General features: G+C 44.3%; 11 protein-coding genes and 1 pseudogene. 11 read left to right on the forward strand and 1 reads right to left on the reverse strand.

The features are described from left to right. Window positions 1-33 precede the first annotated feature (33 nt). From JGK20_RS21435 to JGK20_RS21470, 8 genes and pseudogenes are all read left to right on the forward strand, one after another. The gene (locus tag JGK20_RS21435) at window positions 34-480 is read left to right on the forward strand and encodes an IS1 family transposase (protein WP_293232069.1); all 447 of its coding nucleotides are present in this window, start codon (window positions 34-36) and stop codon (window positions 478-480) included. A gap of 17 nt (window positions 481-497) precedes the next feature. Then, window positions 498-647 (forward strand): annotated as a pseudogene (locus tag JGK20_RS21440) (IS1 family transposase); the annotation flags it as partial. A gap of 109 nt (window positions 648-756) precedes the next feature. Then, a complete protein-coding gene (locus JGK20_RS21445; RefSeq protein WP_293208324.1) occupies window positions 757-3,810 on the forward strand; it encodes an ATP-binding protein in 3,054 nt (1,017 codons plus the stop codon). 280 nt (window positions 3,811-4,090) lie between these two features. Then, window positions 4,091-6,646, forward strand: a complete 2,556-nt coding sequence (locus JGK20_RS21450; RefSeq protein WP_293232071.1) for a CBS domain-containing protein — start codon at window positions 4,091-4,093, stop codon at window positions 6,644-6,646. Between the two features lie 52 nt (window positions 6,647-6,698). Next, complete coding sequence (locus tag JGK20_RS21455) at window positions 6,699-7,097, forward strand: response regulator (RefSeq protein WP_293186045.1); 399 nt, start codon at window positions 6,699-6,701, stop codon at window positions 7,095-7,097. Next, entirely contained in the window at window positions 7,094-10,273 is a 3,180-nt protein-coding gene (locus tag JGK20_RS21460; protein ID WP_293232073.1) for a PAS domain S-box protein, read from the forward strand. Before JGK20_RS21455 ends, JGK20_RS21460 begins: the two co-directional genes overlap by 4 nt. 618 nt (window positions 10,274-10,891) lie before the next feature. After that, window positions 10,892-12,826, forward strand: coding sequence for a response regulator (locus tag JGK20_RS21465; protein ID WP_293232075.1), 1,935 nt, complete (start codon window positions 10,892-10,894; stop codon window positions 12,824-12,826). Next, window positions 12,827-14,734: an ATP-binding protein gene (locus JGK20_RS21470; protein ID WP_293197053.1), complete on the forward strand. Its 1,908-nt coding sequence runs from the start codon at window positions 12,827-12,829 to the stop codon at window positions 14,732-14,734. 166 nt (window positions 14,735-14,900) lie between these two features. Here the strand turns inward: JGK20_RS21470 and JGK20_RS21475 are convergent, their stop codons facing one another. Then, window positions 14,901-15,068, reverse strand: a complete 168-nt coding sequence (locus tag JGK20_RS21475) for a hypothetical protein (protein WP_293186052.1) — start codon at window positions 15,066-15,068, stop codon at window positions 14,901-14,903. A 155-nt stretch (window positions 15,069-15,223) separates the two neighbouring features. Between JGK20_RS21475 and JGK20_RS21480 the strand changes: the two genes are divergently transcribed. The 3 genes from JGK20_RS21480 to JGK20_RS21490 form a co-directional block, all read left to right on the forward strand. Beyond that, window positions 15,224-15,691 (forward strand): response regulator, encoded by a 468-nt coding sequence (locus JGK20_RS21480; RefSeq protein ID WP_293186054.1) that lies wholly within the window; start codon window positions 15,224-15,226, stop codon window positions 15,689-15,691. Between the two features lie 266 nt (window positions 15,692-15,957). Beyond that, on the forward strand, window positions 15,958-17,616 hold the full coding sequence (locus JGK20_RS21485; RefSeq protein ID WP_293186056.1) for a diguanylate cyclase: 1,659 nt from the start codon (window positions 15,958-15,960) through the stop codon (window positions 17,614-17,616). Between the two features lie 377 nt (window positions 17,617-17,993). Continuing rightward, window positions 17,994-18,175, forward strand: a 182-nt coding sequence (locus JGK20_RS21490; RefSeq protein ID WP_293186057.1) for a transposase DNA-binding-containing protein, incomplete at its 3' end; no start/stop codon positions are given.

Raw genomic sequence — 18,175 nt, forward strand, 5'->3', positions numbered from 1 at the left:
ATATGACATTAGAAATTAATTGTTGCCCTAATTGTGGCTCAAAAGAAGTTAGTCGGAACGGTAAAACTCGGCATCATAAACTTTCATTATAAATGCCGAGAATGTGGTCGTCAATTTGTTTTAAATCCGGCATGGAAACCTATTACAAAAGAACAAAAGGAATTAATGTCACGGATGCTACTTGAACGTATTTCTCAGGCGGGAATTGCTCGGGTACTACAAGTGTCAGAAGATACAGTGCAGCGATACGTTAATAGCCAAGCGGCTGCTGTTAAGAAGCAAGTGGAAGTGACTCCCAAGGAAAAAAAGCGCTTGAATGTTCAGATGGATGAGTTATGGTCATTCGTTGATAGTAAAGGAAATCAGCAGTGGGTCTGGCTGGCATTGGACGCCGAGACTAGGGAAATTGTTGGTGTACTACCGACCACGTTTTGTGCTTATGATTCTGTATTACCCAGCAAACGTCATCACGCCGTGTAGATAAAGATAGTGGTTTGACTAGCTATATCGAGCGCTTCAACTGTACTATTCGACAAGGAGTTTCTCGACTGGTAAGAAAGAGCTTAGCCTTCTCTAAAAAATTAGAAAATCATATTGCTGCAATTTGGCGGTTTGTCCATCATTACAATGCTAATTTACAACTCTAAATGCCTACTTTTCTTTGAATTCAGTTTTATTCGGTCGATCCTTTCCTTCAGGGGACTACCTGAAAATTCACCGCTTTCTGCCTTTTTCTACGCAGCTTGGGGCGTAGTTATGAACTACGAATCTCAAGACATTGAATCGGCAAATAAGTTAGGGGAATTGGCTTTAAACTTAGCATCAATGTTCAATGCAAAAAACCTCAAAGGGAAAATATTATATATAGTAGCAGCTTGTATCGCTCACAGCAAATATCATGTCAGGGAAACCCTGCCAATGTTCCGAGAAAGCTATCAAAGTGCGCTCAAAAATGGAGATTTTGAGTTTGTCGCTTATTGTGCCAAACAAAAATCTCAATATGCTTATTTGGTAGGGCAAGAACTTACAAATCTAAAAGTCGAAATTGCTGAATCTAGCAACCTGCTGGCTCAACTCAAGCAATCAATCAACTTGCAGTGCAATCAAATATTTCATCAAGCGGTGCTTAACTTGCTGGGTGAAGCAGAGAATCCTTGCAATTTATCGGGGACAGCTTGCGAAGAAGAGCATCTGCTACCGTTGCTGGCGAAAGCGAACGATCGCACGGGAATACATTACTTTTATTTGCACAAGCTAATACTGTGTTATTTATTCGGGGATTTGTGCCAAGCACTGGAAAATGCAGGTAAATTTAGACAAGGTTTAATGGGAGGAACTGGTTTTTTAACTGTGCCGGTGTTTCATTTTTATGATTCTTTGGCTGCACTAGCTGCTTGTTCTGAGGCGGATGTATTGGAGAGAGAGATGCTGCTCGAAAGAGTAGGAGAAAACCAAAAGAAAATGCAGACATGGGCTGCACGCGCCCCCATGAATCACTTGCACAAATTTCATCTGGTTGAGGCTGAGAAATATCGGGTTTTGGGCGATAATTTTCAGGCAATGGAGGAGTACGATCGCGCGATTGGTTTGGCGAAGCAAAACGAATATCTTAACGAAGAAGCTCTCGCTAACGAACTTGCAGCTAAGTTCTATATCGGTTGGGGAAAAGAGAAGATTGCACGAGTTTATTTGGCTGATGCTCACTATGGTTACACTCACTGGGGAGCTCAAGCTAAAGTTGAGGATTTGGAAACACACTATCCCCAATTTTTAATCAGAATTCCAGTGTCAACTAGCATTGCCAGCGACAGCGCTACAGTTACTAATATTTCCAGCAGCCACGATTCGGGCCAAACTTTTGATTTGGCGGCAGTGATGAAAGCCTTTGGTGCGATCGCTAGCGAGATTGTGCTGGACAAGTTACTGGCGAAGTTGATGAGAATTATGCTGCAAAATGCGGGGGCAGAAAATGGTTTTTTGATTTTGGAAAGCCGAGGTAAGTTTTTGGTAGAAGCTTCGGGAAAATTAGATGGCGATCGCGTGGATGTTTTGCAGTCGGTTCCTGCTGAAAAGTGCCTGCCTGTTTCCATTATTAATTATGTCGCTCGTAGGAAACAAAATGTTGTAGAAAGTGACGCAGCTAACAAAGGAAGATTTACGCGCGATCCGTATATTGTCAGACATAATTCTCAATCTATATTGTGCGCGCCCTTGCTGAATCAAGGTCAATTAATTGGGATGGTTTATTTAGAGAACAATCTCACTACGAGTGCTTTTACTGATGACAGGGTAGAGGTTTTGCAACTGTTATCGACGCAGGCTGCTGTTTCTATTGCTAACGCTAAACTTTACGCAGAAGTGCGGGAAAGTCAGAGCAAGTTGACGCAGTTTTTAGAAGCTTTACCTGTGGGAATAACGGTACATAATCCCCAGGGTAAGGTATCCTACATCAATGAAACTGGACAGCGGTTGCTGGATCGAATTTTGGCGCCGTCAGCTACAGGTGAAGAGTTGATATCAGCTTCTGAAATTTATATATCAGGAAAGGAAAGCCCCTGTTCTGAACAACAACTGCCGGCTTGGCGAGCTCTCAATGGCGAAAGTGCGATCGCCGATAATTTAGAAGTCCGCAGATCCGGGAAGATTGTGCCTTTGGAAATGCACTCGCAACCTATTTTTGACAACAAAAACAATATTGTCTATGCGATTACTGCTTTCAGCGATATCACCGATCGCAAACAAGCTGAGAAACTGGTAGCAGAGTACAACAGAACCTTGGAAATGCAAGTAGCCGATCGCACCAGAGAACTCTCGGAAGCCCTGCAACACCTGCAAGCAACGCAACGAGAACTCATTCAATCCGAAAAAATGGCAGCATTGGGACAGCTAGTTGCTGGTGTGGCTCACGAAATCAATACTCCCCTGGGTGCGATTCGATCGTCTGTCGAGAATTTAGCCGATTTTTTCAATCAAAATCTGGCCCAAATCGCGGATTTTTTCCACAAAATGTCCCCAGAAGGTTACTCGGATTTATTGACGCTGCTCCCCAAATACCAGTCGCGGACGATGCTCTTTTCCAACCGAGAAAAACGCCAGTTTAAAAGAGCTTTGATTCAGCAGCTATCAAACAATTCTGTGGCAAATCCAGAAACAGTAGCAGACACTTTAGTTGATATCGGCATTTACGACAATATCGAATCAATTTTGCCTTTGCTGCAAGACCCCACTAGCTCGGATGTTTTACAGCAAGCCTATCAATTTACTGCTTTGCAAAGAAGTACGAATACTATTATCACAGCTACAGATAGAGCTGCAAAAGTAGTTTTTGCTTTAAAAGCATATTCTCGCTCTAACTCTACGGGAGAAAAGGTAATTGCTAATATTACTGAGGGAATTGAAACTATATTAACTCTTTATTATAACCAACTCAAACACGGAGTAGAAGTTGTCAGGAATTATGAAGATGGAGTGCCTGAATTGCTGTGCTATCCAGACGAACTCAATCAAGTTTGGACAAATCTGATTCACAACGCCCTGCAAGCAATGAACAATTGCGGAATTTTAACATTAGATGTCAGAGTAGAAAATCAGATCCTGTTGGTGGGCGTTACGGATAACGGCACAGGAATTCCCCCGGAAATTTTGCCGCGCATATTTGAACCGTTCTTTACCACAAAACCCGCTGGAGAAGGCAGCGGCTTGGGACTGGATATTGTTAAGAAAATTGTCGAAAAACATTCGGGTAAGATAGAAGTAACATCTGCGATCGGTCAAACGAGCTTTATCGTGTCAATTCCGATCGCCGTTTAGCGCTATTACAATAAAAATTAGGGAGCATCTCATTTTTGCTTTTATAGTGCTGTCCCGGCTCGCGTATTCTATAACTCGCGAGCCGGGACAGCACTCAAAGAAAAAAAATGTTTTTTACAAAACTGAGATGCTCCCCAAAATTATACCGAGGCGCGACCAAAAATACAACTTTAGACGGATGTCAGACTTCGATCGCGGTCAGGGTGCAGTCATTGTCAAAGCTCAAAGCTAAAATGGCATTAATTGCCGGTTCCACCTGCATCTCCCCCTTGATTTGCCCATGTCAATAACAGTTTTTGATAGCCAAAGCTTCTTAGAAGAGGCGATCGACCGCAAACCGCCGGTACTGCCTCCAGATACACCCTTGAAAGTCGCGATCGCCGCCATGACTCAGGCGAGGGCTAGTTGCATTTTAATCGCGTTTGAGCGGCAACTGATCGGAATTTTTACGGAGCGCGATGTTGTGAAAATAACTGCGAGCGAAATACCGCTAGCAGGGCTGATAATTGCTGAGGTAATGACTGAAAAGCCGATCGCGATTTCCCTTGATAAAGCGGGGAATATCTTCAGAATATTGAGTATATTGCGATCGGCAAAAATCCGTCACTTGCCCGTTACAGACAACAGCGGAAACTTGCTGGGCGCCATCACCGGAGAAAGCATCCGTCAAATCCTGAAACCGGGCGACTTGCTGCAAATGCGGCGCGCCGAAGAAATTATGACCGCAGAAGTAAGAATTGCCTCAACTAACACCTCAGTTTTAGAAGTGGCAAAACAGATGGCAACTGAGCGCAAAAGCTGCATAGTCATTTGCAATGAGTGCGACAACAAAAATCAGAAACCAGTGGGCATAATTACAGAACGGGACATTGTTAAATTCCAAGCTACCGGACTCGATTTCGCTGGCACTCGCGCCGCCGCCGCGATGAGTTTTCCCCTGATGCCGTTGCAGGCAAAAGCCACATTGTGGGAGGCTCACCAGTTCATGCAGGATCACCACATCCGGCGCTTGGTGGTGGTGGACGAGGGAGGATATTTAGCCGGAATTGTCACCCAAAGTAGCCTGCTGCACGCCTTAGATCCGGTAGAAATGCACGCGAATGTCGAGCTTTTGCAGGAAACAGTTGCCGAAAATATCCTGGAGTTAAAAAAAGTGAACGAACAATTGCAAAAAGAAGCGCTTCGCAGAACCGAAATAGAGGAACAGTTGCGGTTATTAAATGAAAATCTAGAAGAGCAAATTAAGCTGCGTACTTTAGAATTAATTAACACGAACAGTCAGTTAAAGAAGGAAATACAAGACCGCGCCACCGCTGAAGCTGAAGTCCGCCGCCTCAACACCGAACTGGAGCAGCGAGTTCGAGAACGCACGGTTCAACTAGGAGCCAGCAACCAAGAATTACAGCAAGAAATTAGCGATCGCAAATTGCTAGAAGAAAAATTACACTTTTCTGAAACCAAAGTTCGTGCAGTTTTTGAAGCGATGACAGACATCGTTCTCGTACTAAATATTCATGGAAACATAGAGGTTTTGCCGACTAATACGGCGGCAGTTTATGAGCCGGATTGCGATCTAGTCAGCCTGACGGTCGAACATTTTTTTGACGACGACAACCCCGATGATTGGTGGATGCTAGTTCAGCAAGTGTTAGAGACGCAACAAACCCTCAATTTCGACTACAGTTTAACAGTTGGCGATCGCGAAATTTGGTTTTCCGCCTGTATTTCTCTGTTCTCAAAAGATGCAGTGATTTGGGTTGCCCGCAACATCAGCGCCCGCAAACTAGCAGAGTCAGCGCTGTGCAAAAAAAATGTAGAATTAGCTCATACCCTAGAAGAACTGAAGCGCACTCAACAAGAGCTGATTCAATCAGAAAAAATGGCAGCCCTCGGACAGTTAATTGCCGGAGTTGCCCACGAAATCAATTCTCCTTTAGGGGCGATTCGCTCTTCGGTGCAGAACATCGCCGACTTCTGGGCCGAACAATTGCACCAGTTACCGATATTTTTCAAGCAACTATCCCCGGAACGGCAGCAGGATTTCTTTGCCCTGCTGTACAACTCAAGTAAGGAAACAGACAACTTATCTAGTAAAGAAAAACGTCAGTTGAAAAAACTTTTGCAGCGGCAATTAGAATCAGAAAAAATTGACGACGCTGACAGCCTTGCTTGTACCTTGTTAGATATTGGTATTTGCAATAATTTAGAACGTTTTTTACCTTTGTTGAAAGACAGCGCAAGTCCAAATATTTTACAAACCGCTTACGAATTTGCTACGGTACAAAAAAGCACTAAAAATATTGTTACTGCGACAGATAGGGCAGCCAAAATTGTTTTTGCCTTGAAAAGCTATTCTCGTTACGACCAGTCGGGTTCCAAGGCGATCGCCAATATTACCGACGGGATTGATACTGTTTTAACGCTTTACCACTACCAAATCAAACATGGTGTGGAAGTCGTCAGGAATTATGGTAATGATTTACCCTCTATGCTATGCTATCCTGATGAACTAAATCAAGTTTGGACAAATTTGCTTCATAATGCTTTACAAGCGATGGGCAACAAAGGAATGTTAAAAATTGAGGTCAAACACCAAGATAACGCAATATCAGTCAGTATTACCGACAGCGGCCCCGGCATTCCTCCAGAGATTATGCCTAGAATTTTTGAGCCATTTTTCACTACTAAACCTCCTGGAGAAGGCAGCGGCTTGGGATTGGATATCGTTCATAAAATCATTAAAAAACACCAAGGTAAACTGCAAGTAGAAAGCGTGCCTGGTCAAACCAAATTTACTGTATCCTTGCCTATCGAAATCACTGAGACCAATAATTAAAATTTGGCTCAATCTGCCCGTTAATTTTAAAATCAAAAAAGAGTAAAATTTTATGCCAAAACCAGTAATTTTGTGTGTTGACGATGAAGTTGTAATCTTAAACAGTTTGAAGATTCAACTGAAAAAAGAATTTGGTGATGATTACCTCTATGAAGTAGCAGAAAATGCCGATGAAGCTCTCGAAATTATTGAGGAAATTCAAGGAGAAGAGGAAAGCGATATTTTGGTCATAGTATCTGACTGGTTGATGCCGGGTCTTAAAGGAGATGAATTTTTGATCCGGGTTCACCAAAAATATCCCAATATTGTGAAAGTTATGCTGACCGGGCAAGCTGATGAAATAGCAATACAACGGGTGAAAGAGCAGGCAAACTTGCACCGCTGTTTGTACAAGCCGTGGGACGGTCAAGAATTAGTAGAAACTATAAAATCTGGTTTAGCAAAAATATGAACAATAAACCTGTGATTATTTGCGTGGATGACGAACCGATCATCCTTGAAAGTTTGAAGATTGAGTTAAAAAAAGCCTTGGGAGAAGAACATTTATTAGAAACAGCCGAAGGCGGCGAAGAGGCTTTAGAGTTGATAGATGAATTGCTGGAAGAGGGTTGCGAAATCGTGGCTGTGATTTCCGACTACCTGATGCCCAATATCAAAGGGGACGAATTACTGAAGCAGATTCACATAATTTCACCAAAAACCATCAAAATCATGCTGACGGGGCAAGCAGACCTCGAAGCTGTGGCGAATACTATTAAATATGCTAAATTGTACCGCTACATATCTAAGCCTTGGCAGTCAGAAGATTTGAAGTTGACCTTAAAAGAAGCGGTCAACAGCTATTTTATGGAGAAGCAATTAGGGGAACAAAATGCTCAACTCCAAAAGCTGAATCAAGAATTGGAAACTTTAGTTGAGGAGCGGACTGCACAACTGAGCTTGTCTGAGGAAAAGTTTGCTAAAGCTTTTCGTTCTTCTCCCAACCCGATTACTATTGCCAGACTTAAAGACGGTCGTTATTTAGAAGTCAATGAGGCTTTTTGTCAGACAATTGGTTATTCGATAGCAGAAATTATCGATCGCACGGCGCTTGATTTGAATCTTTGGGAAAGTACACAAGCCCGCGCCAAGTTGTTTGCAATGTTAGACGAACAAAAAATTGTTCGTAACTACGAATTTGATTGGCGCACTAAAACTGGGGAACTCAGAACCGGGCTGGTGTCTGCTGAAATCATTGACATTCACGGCGAAACCTGCGTGATTTCGGTGATTCAAGATATTAGCGATCGCAAATTGGCAGAAGAAAAACTCCGGGCTCTAGCTGCATCTTTAGCCGCAGCGCAGAGAATCGCCCGCGTCGGCAATTGGGAATGCGATTTTTCTGCCAATACAACTACTTGGTCGGAAGAATTATCTCATATTTTCGATCTCGATGCAACCGAGGCTGCGCCAACACTAAGTGAATTTGCACAATACGTGCATCCGGACGATCGCGAAAAATGGCAAACTGCGATCGACGCTACTATTGCTAGCGGGCAATCCTACAGTTTGGAATATCGCATCCTCCGCCCGGAATCGACAATTGCTGCGGATAATTGCCCGTCACAGACAAGTGAAGGCGGCTCGATCCGCTACATCGAATCCAGAGGAGAAGTAGTTGTCAACCAACAAGGGCAAGTGACTAAACTCTTCACAACTTTGATGGACATTACTGCCCGCAAACTGGCGGAAATAGCATTAGCAGAAAGCGAAGAAAAATACCGTCATTTAGTTGAAACTTCCCAAGATATTATCTGGTCTTGCGATGCCCAAGGACACCTGACTTTTGTCAACCAAGCTGTCAAACAAATCTACGGTTATGACCCGGAAGAAATGCTCGGCTATTCTTTTAGCGATTTCTTAGCACCAGCACAGATAGACCGGAACCGAGAACTTCAGCAGCGCTTGCTGACGGGAGATGCTGTGTTTCAGTACGAAAGTATAGTATTAGGGAAAGACGGCAGGCAGATAGATGTCAATACAAAGGCGATCGCGCGATTGGATGCAGCAGGAAATATCACCGGCACCACAGGCACTGCCAGCGATATTACTGAGCGCAAACAAGCAGAAATATCGCTGCAAAAAGCCAAAGAAGAAGCCGACAGAGCGAACAGGGCGAAAAGTGAATTTTTATCGAATATGAGCCACGAATTGCGAACTCCCCTCAACGCGATTCTCGGTTTCACTCAACTGCTGGCGCGCGACGCAGCCTTCGGTAGTGACCAACAGCAATATTTAGGAATTATTAGCCGCAGCGGGGAACATTTGCTCGATCTGATCAACAATATTCTGCAAATGTCAAAAATCGAAGTCGGGCTGGTGACACTCAATAACAGCACCTTCGACTTGCACAGAATGCTAGAAAATACTGAAGATATGCTGAAGCTGCAAGCCGAAAAAAAAGGGTTGCAGTTAATTTGTGATGCTGCGCCCAACCTCCCTCAATATGTAGAAACAGATGAAAGTAAGTTGCGTCAAGTATTAATTAATGTGGTGGGAAATGCGATCAAGTTTACGGCGGAAGGTGGTGTCAACTTGAGAATCAAACATGAGCTGTTGTCAAATAGAAATAACGAAGAGATTCCGCCGTTAGCGCAGCCCTCGAAGAGGATCGCAAATTGCTGCTTGCTCTTTGAAGTGGAAGACACGGGGGCGGGAATTTCTGCCCAAGAAATGGATAGTTTGTTTAAGCCTTTTGCTCAGACAGAAAGCGGGAAAAAAGCTCATGAAGGAACTGGTTTAGGCTTGCCGATCAGCAAACAGTTCGTTGAGTTAATGGGAGGAGAAATGACGGTGACAAGCAGCGTCGGTAACGGCAGCATTTTTAGATTTGATGTTAAAGTTTCGCTCCCTAATGAAGTGGAAATTCAGGTGGCTCAAACAACTCGTCGCGTTGTGGGCCTGGAACCCGGACAGCCGGAATACCGCATTTTAGCTGTGGACGATCGCCTGGAAAGCCGTTTGTTGCTGGTGAGAATGCTGTCATGTCTCGGTTTTACTGTGCGGCAGGCTGAAAATGGCGTTGAAGCTTTGTCCATGTGGTCGAGTTGGGAACCTCATTTGATTTGGATGGATATGCGGATGCCGGTGATGGATGGCTACGAAGCTACTAAACAGATTAAAGCGCATTTGAAGGGTCAAGCAACGGTGATTATTGCTCTGACGGCGAGTGCTTTTGATGAAGAGCGATCAGTGATTTTGTCTGCTGGGTGCGATGATTTTGTCGCGAAGCCTTTTCGGGAACAAGTCATTCTGGAAAAGATGGCTAAGTATCTGGGTGTCCGCTATGTTTACGATCGAGAAGCTTCGCTAAGTTCTGATGCTGTGGCTGGTGGTGACGTTTCGGCGCCGACTGTGACGGCTCCTTTGCCTGTTGCGCTGAATTCTTCATTTTTTGAAGCTATGCCTCCCCAATGGGTTGATGAGTTGTACGAGGCGGCGGATTCGGTTGATAACGAGGAGATTTTTCGGCTGCTGTTGTCGATTCCTCCTGTTGATGCTCCTTACCGCAGCGCGATCGCCGATTTGGCGAATAACTTCCGGTGCGATCGGATTATTGATTTGATTGAGGAATTTAGAAATGTTTGAGGGAAGAAGGAAGAAGTCATTAGTCATCAGTCATCAGTCATTAGTCATCAGTCATCAGGAAGAGGGGGGAAGGGAGAGGGGAGAGGAGAGGGGCGGGCTCAGGATTATTGATGGTTGAGGTCGATCGACTATTGCTAAACTTGCTCGTGGGCGATCGGCTAAACTATCTTTGATGATTATTTAAATCAGTATAAAGGTGGACGAAGAAACTGGGTTTTATAACGAAAATATCTCGTTATACCAGTTACACAAAAAAAGCAACTGCTTTGCCAGCACTCCCAACCCTGATGGAATCATTCATTCCCCATCTAAAATCGTATTACCAGAAAGAATTGGTTGAAAGCCCGCCCGCCTTCGAGGGAGAAATTAAAATCAGACTATTCATTACTCCAATCCTCTTCTTTATAGGTAGAGGTCGCTCTCAAACTGTCAACTGTCAAGCGGTCAACTGTCAACTGTTGAAGGCTCTCTATCTTGGTTGAAAAAACCGGTTTATCGTTTTTTTGTAGGTAAGTTCTGTAAATATAGAAGTAGTTGATGCTGGAGCGAGTGCTATAATGACGATTTAATCGGTTTTCATAATTTCAGCAATTATCAATTTAACAAAAAATACCATCGATGACCACCAATAAAACAGAAAATAATAAAGGCAACATATTAATTGTTGACGACACTCCCGAAAATTTGCAAGTTTTATCAGCAACGCTGTCGGATCGCGGCTACAAAGTCCGGGGCGTAATCAACGGCAAAATGGCAATCAGAGCCGCGCGTTCAGGTTCTCCAGACTTGATTTTGCTCGACATAAAAATGCCGGAAATGGACGGCTATGAAGTCTGCACGCAGCTCAAGGTCGATCCGAAAACATCAGAAATTCCAGTTATTTTTATTAGCGCTTTAGATGAAGTATTAGACAAAGTAACCGCCTTTAAAGTAGGAGGAGTAGATTTTATAACCAAACCGTTTCATGTAGCAGAAGTTTTAGCGAGAATCGAACATCAACTGACCATCCAAAGACTGAAAAAACAATTGATCGATCGCAATACCGAACTGCAACAAGAAATAATAGAACGCAAAAAAGCCGAAGAAGCCGCAGCCGCTGCATCCCTAGCAAAAAGTCAATTCGTTGCCAACATGAGCCACGAATTGCGGACTCCCCTGAACGCCATCCTGGGTTTTACCCAAGTCATGAGCCGCGACTCTTTACTCAGCCACGAAAATATTGAAAATCTCCGAATTATCAACCGCAGCGGTCAACATTTGCTGGAATTAATTAACGATGTTTTAGACTTGTCCAAAATAGAAGCCGGGATCATTGGCTTAGATGAACGCAGCTTTGACCTTTATCAACTCCTCGACACTCTCGAAGAGATGTTTCAAATCAAAGCTGAAACCAAAAATTTGCAACTAAGATTTTCCGTGCAGCCGAATGTTCCCCAATACATCAAAACTGATGAAAAAAAGCTGCGCGTATGTTTAATTAATTTGCTGGGAAATGCCCTAAAATTTACACCAAACTGCGGCAGTATTTGGCTGCGCGCTGTGCAAGCCAACCACCAGCCCGCAAAATCGGAGGTTTATCCTAATTCTACTTCGGACGATTGCTATTTTATTTTGTTTGAAGTTGAAGACACGGGAGTTGGCATAGCAACAGCAGAAATTGACAAGTTATTTGAGGCTTTCGTGCAAACAGAAGCTGGCAAACAAGCGGCTGACGGTACGGGATTGGGTTTGACAATCACTAAAAAATATGTAGAGATCATGGGCGGAGATATTGAGGTAGAAAGTGTTTTAGGTGAGGGAACCATTTTTAAATTTAATATCCGAGTATTTCCCGCTACTTCATCTGAAATAACAGTGGCGACATCGCAGCGGGCGATCGCACTACAACCAGATCAACCGATTTATCGGATTTTAGCAGTTGACGACAATCAAGAAAATCGGCTGCTGCTGGTGAAAATGCTGCAACCAATTGGTTTTGAAGTCCGAGAAGCGGAAAACGGCTTCCAAGCTCTTGAACTTTGGGAAAGTTGGCACCCTGATTTAATTTGGCTGGATACGCGAATGCCTGTAATGGACGGTTTTGAGGCCGTCAGACAAATTAGAGCTAAAGAGAAACCATCTGAGCGTCGAACTGTAATTATTGCTCTGACTGCTAGCACCTTTGAGGAAAAAAAAGGCGAAATTCTTGCCGCAGGTTGCGACGATTTTGTGCGGAAACCTTTTCAAGAGCAAATGCTCTTTGATAAGATCGCTTCTTACTTGGGAGTGCGCTATATCTATCAAGAATTGCCCGCGCTCCCTGTCGGGGCTTTACGGCGTTATTTTGTGAGCGAAAAACCAGATTCATTTTTCTCGCCGCTGCTCGCCCAGATGCCTCGAAGTTGGGTGCAGGAACTCTACGACGCAGTTAATGATGTTGATGAAGAGCTGGCGATTCAAATTGTCGATCGCATTTCGGAAACTCATCCAACGTTAGCTGAGGCTTTAAAAGATTTGCTGGCAGATTACCGACTCGATAGGATAATGGATTTAACTCAATCTATTTTAAAATAAATGGAGCATAGTGAAATTAAAGTATTGGTGGTTGACGACCAACCGAGCAATCTGCGGTTCTTATCCGAGCTGCTAACTGCCCAGGGGTATCAAGTTTGTCGAGCTATTTGCGGTAAACTGGCGTTGAAGGCTGCGATCGCCCATTGCCCCGATTTAATTTTGCTCGACATCAGAATGCCGGAAATGAACGGTTATGAAGTTTGTCGGAGACTGAAAGCTACACCGGAAACTGAACAAATTCCGGTGATTTTTTTAAGTGTATTAGATGAGATTAATGATAAATTACAAGCTTTTCGAGTGGGCGGCGCCGACTATATTCTCAAGCCATTTCAAGTAGAAGAAGTTTTAGCGCGCATCGACAAGCAAGTCTGCTTGCAAAAACTGCAACAGCAACTAAAAGAGCAAAACACTGAACTGCAACAGTCGCAGTCGCTGCTTGCTAGCGTCTTAAATAGTTCCTTAGACGGTGTGGTGGCTTATTCTGCCGTCCGCAACAGTCAGGGAAAGATTGTAGATTTCCTGTGGCTGTTAGTCAACCCTGCTGCCAACAATATTTCTGGTCGGCCATTAAATGCGATAGTTGGCAATCATTTGTTGGCAGAAATTCCCGAAATTCGCAATAATGGGTTATTTGATTTGTACGTTTCTGTCGTAGAAACCGGAGAAATTTTAGACCAAGAATTTTATTACGAACACAATTCAGAGACAAGTGCTTGGCTGCACATTGTTGCGGTCAAATTAAACGACGGTCTGGCAGTCACATTTCGCAATATCACCGATCGCAAACGAGGAGAAATTGCCCTGCGAGAAAGTGAAGAACGTTTCCGCGCGATATTTGAGCAAGCAGCAGTGGGCATCGCTAAAACCACACTTTCAGGTGAATTTTTGCGAGTAAATCCCGGCTTTTGCCAAATTGTCCGCTATGCAGAATCGGAATTGTTGCAGCTTGATTGGCAGGCAATTACTCACCCTGATGACATCGAAGCTGGCAGAGAATACGTGCGGTTGCTGTTATGCGGGGAAATTCAAACTTTTTCTCGGGAAAAGCGTTTGATCTGCAAAGATCGGGAAGTGCGCTGGGCGAATGTTACTGTTTCGGTAATGCGCGATGCTGAGGGAACCGCGCAATATTTGATTTGTGCGATCGAGGATGTTTCCGAGCGCAAGCTGGTACAAGAATTGCTGCAAGCAAGTTTAGAAACTCAAACCCGTTATGCTGAAGAACTGACTCGTTCTAATGCCGAATTAGAACAGTTTGCCTACGTGGCTTCTCACGATTTGCAAGCACCTTTGGGCACGATTGCAGGCTACGCTCAACTATTAGAACGGCGTTATCAAAACCAACTTGATGCCCAGGGGAATAAATTTGTCGGCAATATTGTTAATTCTTGCGTGCGGATGCAGGCGCTGATTGATGACTTGCTGGAGTATTCGCGAGTCGGTCGCAGTCAAAAACCTTTTGAGCTGATAAATTGCAATCAGGTTTTTGAGGATGCTTGCGCTAATTTGCAGTTGGCAATCCGCAAGCATCAAGCTACTGTAACTAGGGGCGATTTGCCAATGGTAAGAGGTGACTGTTTTCAACTGTTGCAACTGTTTCAAAATTTAATTGGCAATGCCATTAAATACCGTAGCAGCGAGGCGCCGGTGGTACAGGTGGGCGCTTCGCTTCAGGGGGATAACTGGGTGTTTGCGGTGCAGGACAACGGTATTGGCATTCCCGAACAGCACCATCCACGAATTTTTCAGATTTTTCAGCGCTTGCACACCCAAAAAGAGTATTCGGGAACAGGTATCGGTTTAGCGATTTGTCAGAGAATTGTCGATCGGCATGGCGGCCGGCTTTGGGTAGAATCATCACCTGGTCGAGGCTCGACTTTTTATTTTTCTGTTCCTGTTACACATTGAAATCAGCATTCTGCTTGGATCGGTGAGCAGTCATTTGCTTAAACTCTAAATATATTTATCATTTTTTTATACAAATACTCATAAATTTTAGCATATTCACTGATGACATCAAGCTAAAAATCATTCAGTATAAAGATATTAGCTCGCTCCCTATACAACTTAAAAATCAGCGGTGTGCGCCAGACTTGTCAGTTTGTTTCAACTGTATCCAGAGCACCTGGCTTTGGGATACAGTAGTTTTAGTAGGAATTTCCGGACAAGCATTTCTGATGTCTTTGCCGTTTGCCGGTTCTCCCAGAGACTGCCAAGTGAAACAAAGATTAGTGACAAACATTTGCGAATTATGCAAAACCGCCAATTGCTGCAACACAAATTCAGTGTTATGGGCCAGATTTGCCAGATCGTCGTGGCAACAGATGCTTTGCAGGCGATCGCAAACCGCTTCAAGTCCCGCTACCTCACAAAATCAGTTAGTCGTGAGGCCAAGCCGTGAATTATCCAAAGAAAAATGAAAAGAAAAAATTTACTATTTTAATAGCAAACGATGACGAGGACACGCGCTTTTTGGTGGAGGAAGCACTGCGAGAAGTTCGATTACCAATCAGAAGCGAATTTGTGGAAAATGGAGAACAAGTGCTAGACTATTTGTACCGTCGCCGTCAATATGCTGGTGGCAGCAATTGGCATCGACCAGACCTGATACTTTTGGATCTGAATATGCCGAGGCTTGACGGGCGAGAAGCACTAACTTCGATCAGATCTGACCCCCAGTTTCAACAAATTCCGGTGGTGATTCTCACAACGTCGCACCGCAGCGGAGATATCTTGCTTTGCTACCGCTTGGGTGCGAATTCTTTCATATCTAAACCAGTCACTTTTCAAGGATTGGTGGAAGTAATGAAGACTTTATGCCAGTATTGGTTTGAAATCGTTTCGCTCCCGCCTGCGGATCTGTAAGCTTTAATTGATGGCTAGATCGATAGTTTGAGTGTAAACTGAATTTGATAGACCGACATATTGGCTCGATCGCAAACGCAAATCAGTAGGTATGTACAAATAAACAGGCTGATGGGGAGGGTGGGTGAGAGCAGTGCTCCACTGCCGGCTAGAAAAAATCCGGGTTCAACCCGCCGCTAGAAGATATTATTGTTGTTTAGTGCCGATCGCCAGTATCGCTCTCAAAACAAGAAAGTTTCCTTAAACCCGCTCCAAACGCTATAGTTGTGTTAACACGTAACCAATGTCTGAAAATTTTGTTGGTTGAGGATGACCTCGCAGATGCAACGCTGATCGAAGATCTTTTAGGGTCATTCAGCGAGGCTGTGTTTCGCCTCCAAACTGTTACATCTCTGGAGAGGGGACTGGCGTGTCTGGAAGCAGAAAAGTTTGACGCCGTACTATTAGACTTGTCAGTGTCAGACGGCTTGGGGGGAAGCGAGGATCTCGCCGTTTTGAAAGCCCGATCGCCCACAGTGCCAGTTGTGGTGCTGACGGATAGCAATGATGAGAATACGGCGCTGTCGGTATTGCGATCGGGCGCTCAAGATTGTTTGGTAAAGGGAAGATTTCAGAGAACTCTGCTGGTGCGAGCAATCCATTACGCGATCGAACGCCAGCAAGTCGAAGAACAATTGCGACAGCAGGCGATCCGAGAGCGGCTGTTGGGACAAATGATCGAACATATTCGATCGTCAATAGACGCGGCAAGCATTCTTCAAAGTACCGTAGCAGAAGTGCGCCAATTTCTCAACACAGACCGGGTTTTAATTTATCGCTGTCAGGATTGGGCGTCTCAATTTGACGGGGAAGAGCAAAAAGGTGCGATCGTCGCAGGTGACGGTTTACCAGACGGTTATATTGAAAACCAAAATATTAATGCTGCTTTGGCAGTTTCATGCTTTTTCTTGCTCGAATCCCAGTCGGTACAAGCAATAGCAGATGTGAACGCGGCCGCATTGTCTGGGAGTTGCAAAGAATTGCTGGCAGATTGTGAAATTGCAGCAGTTTTAAGCGTGCCAATTTGGCAATCGGGCGACTGGGAAACGGCAAACCAAAGACTAGAAGGTAGTATTTGGGATGCAGAAAAAAATCAATATGCAGCCGAAAATTATCTCTCGCTGCCGGCTGTTGGCAAACCGCACGTGCAGGGAAAAAGTGCGCCGGATTTAGAGAGAGAAAATCGCAATAATTTGTGGGGAATGCTGACAGCATACAATTGCAGCGAGACGAGGGAATGGCAGCAGTGGGAAATAGATTTTTTACAGCACTTGGCGAATCAAGTGGCGATCGCGATCGAACAATCTCAACTTTACCGCCAGCTAGCAATAGCCAATCAAAAATTGCAGGAACTGGCCACTACTGACGGACTGACGGGCATTGCCAACCGCCGCCAGTTCGATCGCGTTTTGATGTTAGAGTGGCGCAGATTGGCAAGAGAGGAACTGCCAGTGTCTTTAATTATGTTTGACATCGACTTTTTTAAACTTTATAACGACTTTTACGGACACCTCGGCGGCGACGATTGTTTGCGCCAAGTTGCTAAGGCGATCGCCTCTTGTACCAAGCGGGCTGGGGATTTGCCTGCCCGCTACGGCGGCGAAGAATTTGCCATAGTGCTGCCCAACACCAGCGCCGAAGGGGCAAACATTGTCGCCCGGAAAATTTGCGATCGCATTGCCAGCTTGCAACTGCCCCACGCGCGATCGTCGATCGGCTCCTACGTTACCGTCAGTTGCGGAATTGCCACAGCGATTCCTTCTGCCCAGCAATCTCCCGACATCCTAATTCGCAGCGCTGACAGCGCCCTTTATCAAGCCAAAACCGAAGGCAAAAATCGTATTTGTCACGCCAGCAAGCCGGAATCTTCCGCAATTTTGATGTAATTGGGAATTGGGAATTGGCCAAACAGGGCATTGGCCAAACAGGGCATTGGGCATTGAGCATTGAGCATTGGGCATTGGTGGGAACTAACAACTGCCAACTAACAAATAATATCAAATCCGATTGCATCGTCCTGTATTCATCTCTATCTTCTTATATAACCCAATACTGTTCACTTAAGACAGATCCCCCCCTAACCCCCCTTAAAAAACTATGCTTTATAAACATCTTTCTTAACAATAAATTTGACAAAAATCAACATCTGTGATGTTAAACGATCGGGCGATCTCCCAGGAATGAGATTAAAATGATCAATCAATGGGTAAGGGAAGAATTATAAAAGACTCAATTGGGAGATGCAAGAAGAACAAATAGATTCATGAAAATTGTTTCTAACTTAAGTGATAAACCAACATCCACTGTACCTAAAGCTAGTGGTACATGGGCAGAAACTAAGGCTAATTACGATTTTTGGGATTCACCATATATCAAACCATCTCAGCTTAGGAAAGGACACGTAGATGCGACGGTTTCAAGAATTAAAAATCATCAAATTATCTT

Source organism: Microcoleus sp. PH2017_05_CCC_O_A (genome assembly GCF_020738785.1).
Taxonomy (GTDB): domain Bacteria; phylum Cyanobacteriota; class Cyanobacteriia; order Cyanobacteriales; family Microcoleaceae; genus Microcoleus.

Bases quoted from the DNA above. Each gene is read 5' to 3' on its own strand.
- JGK20_RS21445 (WP_293208324.1), top strand. From the start codon at position 757: ATGAACTACGAATCTCAAGACATTGAATCGGCAAATAAGTTAGGGGAA.
- JGK20_RS21450 (WP_293232071.1), top strand. From the start codon at position 4,091: ATGTCAATAACAGTTTTTGATAGCCAAAGCTTCTTAGAAGAGGCGATC.
- JGK20_RS21455 (WP_293186045.1), top strand. From the start codon at position 6,699: ATGCCAAAACCAGTAATTTTGTGTGTTGACGATGAAGTTGTAATCTTA.
- JGK20_RS21460 (WP_293232073.1), top strand. From the start codon at position 7,094: ATGAACAATAAACCTGTGATTATTTGCGTGGATGACGAACCGATCATC.
- JGK20_RS21465 (WP_293232075.1), top strand. From the start codon at position 10,892: ATGACCACCAATAAAACAGAAAATAATAAAGGCAACATATTAATTGTT.
- JGK20_RS21470 (WP_293197053.1), top strand. From the start codon at position 12,827: ATGGAGCATAGTGAAATTAAAGTATTGGTGGTTGACGACCAACCGAGC.
- JGK20_RS21475 (WP_293186052.1), bottom strand. From the start codon at position 15,068: ATGTTTGTCACTAATCTTTGTTTCACTTGGCAGTCTCTGGGAGAACCG.